Annotated in this window: 11 protein-coding genes; 7 read left to right on the plus strand and 4 right to left on the minus strand. The window is 67.7% G+C overall.

The features are described from left to right. Positions 1–38: 38 nt before the first annotated feature. The 6 genes from DR039_RS04710 to DR039_RS04735 all read left to right on the plus strand — a co-directional run bounded on the left by DR039_RS04710 (position 39) and on the right by DR039_RS04735 (position 7,174). A complete protein-coding gene (locus tag DR039_RS04710) occupies positions 39–881 on the plus strand; it encodes an NAD-dependent epimerase/dehydratase family protein (RefSeq protein WP_111836245.1) in 843 nt (280 codons plus the stop codon). Positions 882–932: 51 nt separating this feature from the next. Then, positions 933–2,831, plus strand: a complete 1,899-nt coding sequence (locus tag DR039_RS04715) for a rhamnan synthesis F family protein (RefSeq protein ID WP_111836246.1) — start codon at positions 933–935, stop codon at positions 2,829–2,831. Then, the gene (locus tag DR039_RS04720) at positions 2,828–3,916 is read left to right on the plus strand and encodes an acyltransferase family protein (protein ID WP_111836247.1); all 1,089 of its coding nucleotides are present in this window, start codon (positions 2,828–2,830) and stop codon (positions 3,914–3,916) included. The genes DR039_RS04715 and DR039_RS04720 overlap by 4 nt, the downstream gene beginning before the upstream one ends. 66 nt (positions 3,917–3,982) lie before the next feature. Then, on the plus strand, positions 3,983–5,053 hold the full coding sequence (locus tag DR039_RS04725) for an NAD-dependent epimerase/dehydratase family protein (RefSeq protein WP_111836248.1): 1,071 nt from the start codon (positions 3,983–3,985) through the stop codon (positions 5,051–5,053). Beyond that, on the plus strand, positions 5,043–5,906 hold the full coding sequence (locus DR039_RS04730; protein WP_111836249.1) for an ABC transporter permease: 864 nt from the start codon (positions 5,043–5,045) through the stop codon (positions 5,904–5,906). The genes DR039_RS04725 and DR039_RS04730 overlap by 11 nt, the downstream gene beginning before the upstream one ends. Positions 5,907–5,911: 5 nt before the next feature. Next, positions 5,912–7,174 carry an ABC transporter ATP-binding protein gene (locus tag DR039_RS04735; RefSeq protein WP_229116806.1) on the plus strand — a complete coding sequence of 421 codons (1,263 nt, stop codon included), beginning with the start codon at positions 5,912–5,914 and terminating at the stop codon, positions 7,172–7,174. Between the two features lie 30 nt (positions 7,175–7,204). Here DR039_RS04735 and DR039_RS04740 read toward each other — a convergent pair whose 3' ends face one another. The 3 genes from DR039_RS04740 to DR039_RS04750 are packed head-to-tail and all read right to left on the minus strand — an operon-like array spanning position 7,205 to position 10,586. Continuing rightward, on the minus strand, positions 7,205–8,374 hold the full coding sequence (locus DR039_RS04740; RefSeq protein WP_111836250.1) for a glycosyltransferase family 2 protein: 1,170 nt from the start codon (positions 8,372–8,374) through the stop codon (positions 7,205–7,207). A gap of 41 nt (positions 8,375–8,415) precedes the next feature. Further along, on the minus strand, positions 8,416–9,444 hold the full coding sequence (locus DR039_RS04745) for a glycosyltransferase family 2 protein (RefSeq protein ID WP_229116807.1): 1,029 nt from the start codon (positions 9,442–9,444) through the stop codon (positions 8,416–8,418). Beyond that, positions 9,441–10,586 carry a glycosyltransferase family 4 protein gene (locus DR039_RS04750; RefSeq protein WP_111836251.1) on the minus strand — a complete coding sequence of 382 codons (1,146 nt, stop codon included), beginning with the start codon at positions 10,584–10,586 and terminating at the stop codon, positions 9,441–9,443. The genes DR039_RS04745 and DR039_RS04750 overlap by 4 nt, the downstream gene beginning before the upstream one ends. Positions 10,587–10,656: 70 nt before the next feature. On the opposite strand from DR039_RS04750, the gene DR039_RS04755 reads away from it, so the two are divergent. Next, on the plus strand, positions 10,657–11,787 hold the full coding sequence (locus DR039_RS04755; RefSeq protein WP_111836252.1) for a glycosyltransferase family 4 protein: 1,131 nt from the start codon (positions 10,657–10,659) through the stop codon (positions 11,785–11,787). Between the two features lie 86 nt (positions 11,788–11,873). Here the strand turns inward: DR039_RS04755 and DR039_RS04760 are convergent, their stop codons facing one another. Continuing rightward, positions 11,874–13,295: a sugar nucleotide-binding protein gene (locus tag DR039_RS04760; RefSeq protein WP_111836253.1), complete on the minus strand. Its 1,422-nt coding sequence runs from the start codon at positions 13,293–13,295 to the stop codon at positions 11,874–11,876. Positions 13,296–13,332 lie beyond the last annotated feature (37 nt).

Below are 13,332 nucleotides of genomic sequence, written 5' to 3' on the forward strand. Positions count from 1 at the left end.
CCCAAGGTCTGTGCCCAGCGCTGTTATGATCTGAGGTCATGGCAAAGTCTGTTCTCGTCACCGGGGCTGGTGGCTACATCGGTCGTCACGTCGTCACTGCGCTCCTGGGGCGCGGCCTGTCGGTAAAGGCCCTGGACCTGCGCCTGGACGGCGTAGACGAGCGGGCTGAGCGGCTCTCGGTGGACCTGTTCTCCGGGGACGCGGACATCTACGAGCAGATGGGGCGTCCCGACGTCGTCCTGCACATGGCATGGCGTGACGGCTTCAAGCACAACTCGCCCGCCCACATCGACGACCTGGCCAAGCACTACCACCTGATTGAGAACCTCTTGGCCGGAGGCCTCAAGCACCTGGCTGTCATGGGCACCATGCACGAGGTCGGCTACTGGGAGGGGGCTATCGACGAGCACTCTCCCTGTGCCCCCGCCTCCCTGTACGGCATCTCCAAGAACGCCCTGCGGGAGCTGACGCGCCTGGCCACCCAGGCCAACGGGGCGGCCTTCCAGTGGATCCGCGCCTACTACATCGTCGGGGACGACAAGTTCGGCAGCTCGATCTTCTCCAAGCTGCTCGCTGCCGCTGAGGAGGGGCGCAAGACCTTCCCCTTCACCACCGGCAGGAACCAGTACGACTTCATCTCGGTGGACGGCCTGGCTGCCCAGATCGCGGCGATCGTGGACCAGGACGATGTCTGCGGGGTCATCAACGCCTGTACCGGGGAACCTATTACCCTGGCCCAGCGCGTGGAGGACTACATCCAGGAGCACGGCCTGGACATCACCCTGGAGTACGGCGCCTTCCCGGACCGCCCCTACGACTCGCCCGGAGTGTGGGGGGACTCCACCAAGATCCGCGCCATCATGGCTGCGGACCAGCGCTGAGCGCTCCTGCTCCTCAGCTTCCCCAACCAGTACAGCCCTGAAGGGACCCCCATGATCCTCGGCGACTCCCCCAAACGTCTCGGCATCTTCTTCTTCTACGACGGAGACGGGGTGGTCGACTCCTACGTGGAGACCATGCTCGCCGACATGGTCAAGAACCTCACCGAGCTGACGGTCGTGGTCAACGGGCTGCTCACCGCCAACAGCTACCGCAAGCTGGCGGCCTTCACGGACAAGATCATCGTCCGGGAGAACGTGGGCCTGGACGTTTGGGCCTACAAGACCGCCATGGAGTCCTACGGCTGGGAGAGGCTCTCCGAGTTCGACGAGGTGGTGCTGTTCAACTTCACCATCATGGGGCCGGTGTACCCCTTCGCGGAGATGTACACGGAGATGGGGCGGAGGGATGTCGACTTCTGGGGCATCACCTGGTTCCACCAGGCTGACCTAGATCCCTTCGGCACCCTCCCCGAGGGCTACATCCCGCGCCACCTGCAGTCGCACTTCCACGCCTACCGCCGCTCCCTGGTCACCTCCCATGCCTTCCAGGAGTACTGGGACAACATGCCGATGATCAACGGCTACGAGTACTCGGTCGGTATGCACGAGGCCCCCTTCACCCAGCGCTTCGAGCGGCTGGGATTCGTCTCGGACGTCTACGTAAACACCGAGGACCTGGAGGGCTTCACCTACCAGCCCATACTCTTCGCCCCCCGAAAGCTCATTGAGGAGAAGCGCTGCCCGGTGTTCAAGCGTCGCTCCTTCTTCCACAGCTACGGTGACCTGGTGGCGCAGAGTGCGGGCAACGCCACCGTGGACCTGTACGAGTACCTGCGCGACCACACCAGCTTTGACACCAACCTGATCTGGGACAACGTGACCCGGTCTGTGAACATGGCAGACGCCGTCAAGAACCTGCAGCTCACCTACGTGCTGCCCACGGAGACCGTCTCCCGGCCCCCGCAGTCCCAGAAGGTCGCGCTGGTGGCGCATCTGTACTACATGGACCTGCTGGAATCCACCCTGGGGTACATCCGCTCCATGCCCGAGGGCTGTGACGTGTTCCTGACCGTCGGCTCCGCCGAGAAGGCCCGGCTGGTCAAGCAGGCCTGCGACGAGCTGCCCTACCACGTAGAAGTCCGGCTGATCGAGAACCGGGGCCGGGACGTCTCGGCGCTGCTGGTCGGCGTCAAGGACGTCATCATGGACTACGACCTGGTGTGCTTCGTCCACGACAAGAAAGTCACCCAGCTGGACATGCAGAGCAAAGGCGAGGGCTTCGCCCTCAAGTGCTTTGAGAACCTGCTGCCGACCCCGGCCTTTGTGGAGAACGTCATCGCCAAGTTCGACCAGGAGCCACGCCTGGGCATGCTCATGCCCACGCCCCCTAACCACGGCGACTACTTCCCTGTGTACACCGCCGCCTGGGGGCCGAACTTCAGCCTCACCGCCTCGCTGCTCAAGGAGCTGGGGGTGCAGGTTCCGCTGGACAGCAGCAAGGAGCCTATCGCCCCCCTAGGCACCATGTTCTGGTTCCGCCCCAAGGCCCTGGAGAAGCTCTTCGACTACGACTGGCAGTGGGACCACTTCCCGCCTGAGCCCAACAACAACGACGGCACCCTGCTGCACGCGATCGAGCGGGCCTACGGCTACGTGGCCCAAGGGGCAGGCTACTTCTGCGCCTGGCTCTTCTCGGACCGCTTCGCCCGCATCGAGCTGACCTCCCTGGCCTTCTACATGCGCGAGTACACCGGTGAGGTGCACCGCCGTCTGGAGTGGGCTGGCCCACAGCGTGACATGATCACCCGCATGGGTGAGCGCCTGGGCGAGGTCAGTGCCAAGCGGGAGCTGGTCAGGGGCCTTAAGCGGGTGGTCAAGCGCCGGGTGCCCGCCAGGCTGCACCCGCCCTTGCAGTCCCTGTACGGGACCGTCCGTAAGGCAGTCAGGTGAGCGACGGGTCCGCCGTGGCGAAGGCCCCGCCACGCGCCAGGATCTTCTACCTGGACCTGGTGCGGGCCCTGGCCACGCTCATAATCGTCCTGACCCACTTCAACAACCCCTACCTCACCCAGCAGGGCTACCTGCTGACCAACACCCCCTTCGGCATCTACGTGGGCGGGCTGGGGGTGTCCCTGTTCCTGATCATCTCCGGGGCGGCCCTGACCTACACCTACGGCGGCCGTGGGCGGCTGGACCTGCGCCGTTTCTACTGGAAGCGCTTCAAAGGTATCTACCCGATGTACTGGATCGCCTGGGTCGGTGCGGTCCTGTACTACTTCGTTGACACCAAGGGCTTCCCTCCGATCACGGCTCCGCTGCGTAACGTCGTCTTCACTGTGATCGGTATGGATGGCCTGCTGGCCAACTTCCAGGTACCTACCACCTACCTGCTGGGGGAGTGGTTCCTGGGCTTCATCGTCCTGTTCTACCTGGTCTTCCCGCTGCTCCTGTGGGGCGTGGAGCGCTTCCCGGTGGCCACCGCCGCCGTGGTCATAGGGGGGTACGCCTTGAGCCTGTGGTACTTCTACACGCACCCGGGCCTACCTTCAGCGGTGATCCTGCCCACCCGCTTGCCCGAGCTGGTCTTCGGCATGCTGTTCGTCAAGTACGTGCGGCGGGTCCACTGGGCGGTGGTGCTGCCAGCTATGGCCGTCATGGCGGTCTCTGCCCAGCTGCCCACCCAGGTCCCGGAGGACCTGGCCACGACCTTTGTGGGGATCAGCGCCTTCCTGTGCCTGGTAGTGGCAGGACGCTTCGTGGCGATCGCTCCGGTGCGTGAGGGCGTAGCCCTGGTGGCCAAGTACTCCTACCCCATCTTCCTGGTCCACCACGTGGTGATCATGGAGCTCTACGCCAAGATCGACACCACCGGCTTCCTCCTGACCCAGCGGGTGGTGATGCTCGCGGCCGTGTGCGCGCTGACCTTCCTGCTGGCCTTGGCCCTGGACCGGGTCAGTAACGCCGTGGTGGCCTTCTGCTCCCGGTGCTTCCAGGGCCGGTGGTGGGTGGCGCAGGTCGCTCCCACGGAGCGCTGAGGCAGACGACGGCGTTGTAGGCTGGCGGCTGCCCTGGCACAGGAAGACGAACGGGAAGAGAATCTGATGACACGCACCTGCCTGGTGACCGGCGGAGCCGGCTTCATTGGCTGCGCGATCTCCAAGGGCTTGGCAGAGACCTTCGACCAGGTTGTGGCCGTGGACAACCTGCACCCGCAGGTGCACGCCACCCAGGAGCGTCCCGCAGCACTGGATGCGCGCGTGCAGATGCAGGTGACCGACGTGACCCGCGCGGCCGACTGGGACCGGCTGCTTGCCGCCGTGCGCCCCGACGTCGTCATCCACCTGGCCGCCGAGACCGGCACCGGCCAGTCCCTGACGGAGGCCACCCGCCACGCGCAGGTCAACGTCGTCGGCACCACCCAGATGCTGGACGCCCTGGTACGTCACGAGGCCCTGCCGGAGCGGATCGTCCTGACCTCCTCCCGCGCCACCTACGGCGAGGGTATGTGGGTGGACGCCCAAGGGCGGACCAGCTACCCGGGCCAGCGCACGCACGCCATGCTGGAGGCGGGCCAGTGGGACTTCCCCGGCCTTACCCCCACCGCCCAGCAGTCCAGCCAGGTCCAGGCCAACCCTGCCAACGTCTACGCCGCCACCAAGTTCTGCCAGGAGAACCTAGTGGCCTCCTGGTGCGGCTCCTTCGGGGTCACCCCGGTGCTCTTCCGCCTGCAGAACGTCTACGGTCCTGGACAGTCGCTGATCAACCCCTACACCGGCATCGTCTCCCTGTTCGTGCGCCTGGCCAAGCAAGGCAAGTCCATTCCCGTGTACGAGGACGGCCAGATCATCCGGGACTTCGTGTTCATCGACGACGTCGCTGCCGCCGTCGTGGCAGGTGCGTTGCATCCTGGGCCGCAGACCGCCCCCTACGACATCGGCCTGGGGGAGCGCACCACCATCATGGACATCGCCCAGGTGATCGCCCAGCGCTACGGCGCCCCAGAGCCTCACGTGACTGGCCAGTTCCGTGACGGGGACGTGCGTGCGGCCTGGGCTGACACCACCGCCGCCCGCACCGGCCTAGGGTGGGAGCCGCAGGTCAGTGTCACTGAGGGCCTCAGCCGCCTGTGTGACTGGATCGACAAGGAGCTGGAGGACGGCTATGGCCAGTGACAAGGCTGCGGCTGAGGACCGCAAACGGGTCCTGGACCTGACCCTGAGGCTGACCCAGCGCTCTGTCTCCTCAGAGTTCAAGGGGACCACGCTGGGACGGGTCTGGTCCTTCATCAACCCCCTGGCCACGGTCGCCGTGTTCGCCCTGATCTTCGGGGTGGTGTTCCGGGGAGGTGTGCAGCCGGGACGGAACTCGGGAATTAACTCCTTCGCCCTGTGGATCGGCATCGGGGTGCTGTGCTGGAGCTTCTTGTCCGGCGCTATCATGAGCGGCATGAACGCCCTGGTCGGCAACGCCGGGCTGCTCATGAAGGTGTACTTTCCCCGGCAGGTGCTGGTCTACTCCGCTGTGCTGGCGCTGTTGGTGGACTTCGCCTTCGAGCTGCTCGTCCTGGTGGTCATCTGCGGCTTGGTGGGTGGGCCGCAGGTGCTGCTGATGGTACCGGTGCTGCTGGTCGTCACCGCCCTGGCGGCGCTGTTCTCCACCGGGATGGCGCTCATCCTGTCCATCGCTACGGTCTACTTCCGGGACATAAGCCACCTGTGGCAGATCTTCAACCAGGTCTGGATGTACGCCTCCGGGGTCGTCTTCTCCCTAGCCATGCTGGACAGCGTCCAGAACGACCTGGCGGAGAAGGGGTGGACCATTAACGGCCAGCCTATTCCGATCACCACGATATTCCGGCTCAACCCTGCTGAGACCTTCCTGGAAGCCTTCCGCTCCTGCCTGTACGACTTCGCTGTGCCCTCAGCAGGGGTCTGGGCGGCCTGCATCTGCTGGAGCCTAGGGGTGTTTGCGGCTGGGACGGTCTTCTTCCACCGCCACAGCGCCCGGATCGTTGAGGAGCTCTGAGGAACGTGCCAGCAACCGCCATCCAGGTGGATGAGGTCTCTAAGCGTTTCCGCATCTACAAGAACCGTAACCAGTCCCTCAAGGGCGCCTTCTTGCAGCGTGGGCGTGGCACCCATGAGGACTTCTGGGCCCTGCGGGACGTGTCGCTGGAGATCCCGGAGGGCAAGACCTTCGGGCTGCTCGGGCACAACGGCTCCGGCAAGTCCACGCTGCTGAAGTGCATCGCCAAGATCCTCACCCCAGACCGGGGCAGCATTACGGCCCACGGCCGCATGGCAGCCATGCTAGAGGTAGGCTCCGGCTTCCACCCGGAGCTGTCTGGCCGGGAGAACATCTATCTCAACGGCGCGATTCTTGGGATGTCCCGCAAGGAGATCGACTCCAAGTTCGATGACATCGTGGACTTCTCCGGTGTGGCCGAGTTCATCGACCAGCCCGTCAAGAACTATTCCTCAGGCATGTACGTGCGTCTGGGCTTCTCCGTGTCTATCCACGTGGAGCCGGAGATCCTGCTAGTCGACGAGGTCCTGGCGGTCGGGGACATGGAGTTCCAGGAGCGCTGCATGGGCAAGTTCGCGGACTTCCGGGAGCAGGGCCGCACCGTGGTGGTCGTGTCCCACGGGCTGGAGCAGATGCGCACCTTCTGTGACGAGGCCGCCTGGCTGGACCACGGGGTGCTGCAGGACGTAGGACCAGCGGCACCGCTTGTCGACAAGTACTCCGACGTGGCCCACGGGGCCCAGGAGCTCCGGGAGGGTGGTACCCGCTTCGGCTCTGGGGAGGCGCGTATCGAGCGCATTGAGATCCTCGGTCCTGACGGGCTGCCAGCCAAGCGCCTGTCCACCGGCGACCAGGCCACTATCCGCCTGCACTACCAGGCGGACCAGGTGGTCAAGCGCCCGGTGTTCGGCGCCTCTATCGACACCCGGGACGGGATGTTCGTCTGGGGCCTGCACGGGCTGGACGCTGGCTTCCAGCCGGAGGAGATCGGCCCGGGGAAGGGCTCGGTGGACGTGCGTATTCCCAGCCTCATGCTGCGGCCCAACACCTACGTCATATCCGGCTCTATCCAGCCGCCCCACTTGACCAGCGTTATCGACGCCTTGCAGCGTGCCACTGCTTTTGACATCGCTCCCGGGCCCCGCATGGAGTCCGGGGGGGTGCTGGCCCTGGACGCCCAGTTCGGCAACCTGGAACCGCCTCAGCAGATGGTGGCGGTGCCGGTGCGGGCCGCCAAGCCGGTCACCGTGGAAGACCTCTCCCTGTGAGCCATGCGCTGGCCCGGGCCAGCCAGCCGCTCAGCGCAGGCGGCGGTGCAGGCGGGCACGCAGCCCGGTAACGGTGTCCACCTTCCTGGCTACCTTGCGCACCTGGCCGCCAATCAGTGCCCCCGGCGTAGAGCGCAGCTGGTCGTGGATCTCCTGAGTGCTCTGCAGGTTCTGACCCAGGCCCTGGTGCACGGCCAGCAGGGACTCCAGCAGCTTCCCCAGGTAGTCGTGAAGGCTCCGGACTGATTCGCTCAGGCCCAAGGTGCCGTGCTCAATGGTCGCGATGCTCCGGGTGTGGGCCTCCAGGACCGGGTTCTGGGCGTGGACGGCGGCGTCCACGCTGTTGACCCGCTGCTCCAGGCGTCCCAGGTCCCCCGCCAGGTGCTGCAGCTCGTCGTGCAGGCGCTGGAAGTAGGCGGCTGAGACTAGCAGGTGGCCCACACCGCCCTCAGCTGCCTCCTGCCGGGCGTAGCGGTCCCGGATGGTCGTGTTGTCAACCAGGTGCTGCCGGGCGTCATCCACGACGGAGTTGCCCAAGGTCCCGCCCTGCGGGGGCCGCTGGTGCCAGAAGGCGAGCGGCTCCTCCGCCAGGAAGCCAGCTGCCGTGCGAGTGAGCAGCCGGATGTTGAAGTCCCAGTCGGCCTGCGTCTGCAGGGTCCCGTCCCAGTGTCCGATCTCATCAGCCAGGTCCCGGCGCACCAGCTGGGAGATCGGGGGGACGTAGTTGGCCACCAGCGTGTCCAGCAAGGACCAGCTGTGCGTGGTGGCCGCCAGCACCTCCCGGGAGTCTTCCACCAGGACGCCGTCCTCCAGGTGCTCGTGGACCACCACGCAGCGGGTGGCCACCGCCCCGTACTCCGGGTGGGCGTCCAGCGTGGCGACGCAACGCTCCAGGAAGGCCGGGGCCCAGGTGTCGTCGTCGTCGTGGATGGCGAAGAACTCGCCGTGGGAGACCGCCAGACCAGACTCCAGGGCGGCCTCCCTGCCTGCTGAGCGCAGGTTGTGGACCACCTTGATCCGGGCCCGGAAGACCTCCGGCTGCTCTGCCACCAGCCGCTCTACCACCTGCGGGTCCCCGGCGTCGTTCACGACGACCAGCTCATAGTCCGTCAGGCTCTGCTCCCGCACCGAAGCCAAGGAGCGGGCTAGTAGGACCTCACGGTCGCGGGTGCGGGTGACTATGGTTACGCGTGCGGTCATGCTGGGGCTCCTTCGCTCGGCGATGCGGCCGTCTACCGCACCTATTCTTGCAGTGATCGGTGCCCGTCCCGGGAAGCTGCCGCAGACTGGCGCAGCAGCTCCCGCACCGCCTGCCCCAGGCCCTGGGCCACCGGGCCGCGGCAGCCGTGGCGGGCCGCCCGCAGCACGGTGCGCGCCAGACCGCGCCAGAAGTGGCTGCGCGGGCCGTGGACCGCCGCGACCAGGAGCCGGTTGCGAGTGTTGACCCGCAGGAACATGGGGGACTGGGGGCCTGAGGAGGCTGCGTGCTCATGGTGCACCACAGCGGACTCCACGAACTCCACCCGCCAGCCTGCCTCCCGGATGCGCCAGGACAGCTCGGTGTCCTCGTAGTACATGAACAGGTCCTCCCGGAAGCCACCCAGCTTCTTCCAGACGGCGGCACGGATCGCACAGGCCCCACCGCACAGCCCGAACACCTCCCGGGGGGCGCTGAGCCGGTCGGCGCGGCTCAGCCAGTCCCGGTCATAACCGTTACCGGTGCCGTCCACCAGGTTCCCGGTGGAGTTGATCAGCACCAGCCCCTCCCCGCGGGACTCAGCAGCCTGCCCGACCCGGTGCCAACGGCGTCCGTCCAGGCCCGTCAAGGCGGACTCGTCGCCGTGGGCGGGACGCCACCGGCCAGCCAGCAGGATCAGGGCGGTTGTGGCCGCCAGGTCCGGGGCCCCCGCCGCCACCAGGGGAGAGGTCAGGGCGTCCAGGAAGCCAGGCGCGGCTACGGCGTCGTTGTTGAGCAGGACCAGCACCTCCTCCTCCAGCCCTGCCGCCCCGAGGTTCACCCCCGCTCCGAAACCCAGGTTCCGCCCGGACTGGACCACCTCCAGCCCAGCCTGCCGCAGGCGTTGTGCAGAGCCGTCCCCAGAGGCGTTGTCCACCACCAGCAGCCGATCGGTGGGGCGCAGCTGCGTCCGCAGGGACTCGCAGGCCCGGATGGTCAGCCCAGCCTGCCGCCAGTTCACGACCACCACCCGCACGGAGGGCCGATCAGGGGCCGTCCCGCCCGCTGCGGCCTCCACCTGTAAGGCGCTCACCGGCGCTCTCCCGCCGCCAAGGAGCGATACACCTCCAGGTGGGCGGCTGCCGAGGCCTGCCAGGTGAAGCCCTGCGCGCGCACCAGCCCGGCCTGGGCCAGCGCGTCATGCTCCGCCCCGGCGGCCCGATCCAGCTGGGTGGCCAGGGCGGCAGGGTCCTGCGGCGCAGCCAGCAGGCCTGCCTCCCCGCAGACCTCTTCCAGGCAGGTGCCTGCGCTCGTGACCACCGGGGTGCCGTAGGCCATGGCCTCCAGCACCGGCAGTCCGAAGCCCTCCCAGAGCGAGGGGAAGGCGAAGACGCGAGCTCCCCGGTACGCCGCGGCCAGCTCCTCCTGGGGTAGACGGCCCAGCACGTGCACCCGCCCGGGCAGCTCCCTGAGCAGCTCCTGCTCCTGCGCGTCGCTGCCCCAGCCCTGCGGTCCCACCAGCACCAGGTCCAGGTCAGGGTGCTGGGGGGACAGCAGAGAAAATGCCCGCAGCAGCGTCGGCAGGTTCTTGCGTGGCTCGCGGGTGCCGGTCCACAGGACGTACTCGCGCTGCAGGCCGTGGGCGGCGCGGAAGCGGGCTACTGCCGCCTCCTCGACGGGTAGGGTACGCACACCGTGGGGGATCACCTCGATGCGGCTGGCGGGGATGCCCTCCCGCACGCAGTCGTCAGCAGTGGCACGGGAGGGGGTGATAACCACCCGGGCCTCTTGGCGGGTCCGCTCCAGGGAACGCTTGAAGTAGGTGTTGCCGCGACGGGTGAAGTGCTCCGGGGAGCGCAGGAAGGCCAGGTCGTGCACGGTCACGGCCAGGGGCAGTCGGGTCCCCGGCACGGCCCAGGTGGTGGCGTGCACTACCTGGGCACCAGGTACCACCGACTCCGCCCTAGGCAGCCCGAGCCAGTTCCAGGACTCGTACAGGGCCGTGCGGGGCAGGAGCGAGTACCTGACCGGCAGCCGGGGCAGGCCCAGGTCGACGGTGGTGGGGGAGGGCTGGTGCCTGGCGGCCAGTCCCGCCAGCCGGGCACCTTGGGCGTGCAGCGCCTGCGCCAGCTCCACGATGTAGGTGCCGGAGCCACCCGGGACCGGCTGCCAGAGCTGCTCGATCACCAGGGCGACCTTTGGGGAGCGGTCAGGGAGTGGTGCGGTCTTGCTCATGGACCCAGGTTACGGTCTCAGCAGTCCGCTTATCGGCCCGGAGCGGGGGTCGGGAGGCTAGTCTGCGGGCATGAAGGTACTCCTTGACGCCACCGCCATCCCTGCGAACCTGGGCGGTGTGGGCCGCTACGTGGACGACCTGGTCCCTGAGCTCATTAAGGAGGGCGTGAACCTGGCGCTCGCGGTGCAGGAGCGGGACGTGGCCCACTTCTCGGCCAAGGTGCCGCGCGCGCATCTGTTCCCGGTCCCACCGGTCCTGGAGAACCGGGCTGCCCGCCTGGCCTGGGAGCAGGTCGGGCTACCGGCGTTGGTGCGGCGTCTGCAGCCGGACGTGCTGCACTGCCCGCACTACACCTTTCCTTCCCTGCACAAGGTGCCGGTGGTGGTGACCCTGCACGACGCTACCTTCTTCTCTCACCCGCAGGCTCATGGGCGTCTGAAACAGCGTTTCTTCACCACGGCGATCCGCCGGGCGGTGGCCGGGGCGGACGCCCTGGTGGTGCCTTCTGCCGCCACCCGGGACGAGACCATGAAGTACGTGGGGGGTGAGGCATCCAGGTTCCACGTCGCCTACCACGGGGTGGACCAGCAGGTCTTCCACCCGGTGGACGACGCCGAGCGCGAGCGGGTGCGCAGGGCGCTGGGACTGGCAGAACGTAGCTACATCGGTTTCCTGGGCACCCTGGAGCCACGCAAGAACGTGCCCAACCTGGTGCGGGCCTGGGTGCAGGCCTTCCATGACGACCCCCAGGCCCCGGCCCTGGTGCTGGCAGGCGGCAAGGGGTGGGACCAGGAGGCGGAGCCAGCACTCGCGGCCGTGCCCAAGCACATGACCGTTCTGCGTCCGGGCTACCTGCCGCTGGAGGACCTTCCGGGCTTCCTGTCCGGCTCCGAGGTGCTGGCCTACCCCTCTATCGCCGAGGGCTTCGGGCTGCCGGTGCTGGAGGCCATGGCCTGCGGCGCGGCAGTGCTGACCACGCGCGAGACCAGCCTGCCGGAGGTGGGAGGCCAGGCTGTGGCCTACTGCGGGCTGGACGCGGCCTCTATCAGCCGGGCACTGGTGGAGCTGCACGTGGACGCTGGCCGGAGGGCCGAGCTGAGGCGTGCCGCCCAGGAACGGGCCAGCTCCGAGCAGTTCAGCTGGCGTGCTTCAGCCCGGGCACACGTTGCCGCCTACCAGGAGGCACTGGCCCGGGGCTGAGGTGCCGCCCGGTGCAGTGGCTGGGCTGGCGGGCCGGGGATGCCAAGAATCTTCTCCTCGGGCCAGCCAGCAGGTCTTCAGACCTGCTACTCGCCCAGGTACCGCTCCAGGCCCTCGGTCCAGCTCTCGGGGGTGAAGCCCGTGGCCGTCAGCTTGCTCAGGTCCAGGGTGCTGTGGGCTGGGCGGGGGGAGATACCCTCATGGCCTGCGTAGTACTCCGCGGTGGTTACAGGGGAGACGTCCTGCGGGTTGTGCCCGGTGAGCTGGTAGACCAGCCTGGCAACCTCGTACCAGGAGGCGGCCGGGCCCGTGCCAGAGAGGTTGTAGGTGCCGTAGGGGGCCTGCGTGGACAGCAGGTGGATGATGCCTGCAGCCAGGTCCTTGGTGAAGGTCAGGCGCCCAACCTGGTCGCAGACTACCTGCGGCTTGGTGCCCCGCCGGGCCAGCTCGGCCATGGTCCGCACGAAGTTGCGGCCCTCGCCCACGACCCAGCTGGTACGCACCAGGTAGTGCGTGGGGCAGGCGGTGGCAGCGGCGTCGCCCCCGGCCTTCGACTGCCCGTAGACACCCAGCGGGCTGGGGGCCTCGTCCTCCAGATGGGTCTCGGCGCTGCCGTCAAAGACGTACTCGCTGGAGACGTGCACCAGGGTCAGGCCGTGCCTGCTGGCGGCGCGGGCCAGGTGGGCCGGGCCGGTGGCGTTGGCCTGCCATGCCTGGCTACGTCCGGCTGCGCTCTGCGCCCCGTCGACGTCGGTCCAGCCAGCCGCGTTGACCACGACGTCGTAGGCAGACCAGTCAACCGCCTGCACGGTGGCGGGGTCGGAGATGTCGAAGTCGGGCAGGTCCACGCCGGTGGCCGTGAACCCGGCGGCGGGCAGCTGGCGCATCAGCTCGCGGCCCAGCTGGCCCTTGGCCCCCGTGACCAGCACGCGGCGTCCCCGGGCGGGCAGGGCGGGGAAGGGCGTGACCTGCTCCAGGCGCGGGTGGGCCTTGTCCTTGTCAGAGAGGATCGCCTGCTCCAGGGGGATGGGCCAGGGCACGGCCACCGTCTCGTCAGCCAGGTTCAGGAAGGTATACCGGGCCTCGGGGGACCAGTGGTCGTTCACCAGGTAGGTGTAGGCAGTGTTGGGCTCCAGGGTCTGGTAGGCGTTGCCCACGCCCTTGGGCACGTACACGGCTACTGAGGGGTCGATCTCACAGGTGTAGACCGTACCGAAGGTAGGGCCCTCACGCAGGTCCACCCAGGCGCCGAACACACGGCCGGTGGCCACGGAGACGAACTTGTCCCAGGGCTCGGCGTGGATGCCGCGGGTCACGCCCACCTCGTCGTTGAAGGAGATGTTGTTCTGGACCGGCCCGAAGTCCGGCAGGCCGAGCGCCAGCATCTTCTCGCGCTGCCAGTTCTCCTTGAACCAGCCCCGGTTGTCCCCGTGGACAGTCAGGTCGATACGCAGGAAGCCAGGGATGGGCGTGGTCTCGATCCTCAGGGGCTTGGGGGTCATGGTCATTGGCTGGTCCTCAGGTGGTTGCTGCTAGCGCCCGTGC

It is taken from the genome of Actinomyces bovis, from assembly GCF_900444995.1.
Lineage (GTDB): Bacteria > Actinomycetota > Actinomycetes > Actinomycetales > Actinomycetaceae > Actinomyces > Actinomyces bovis.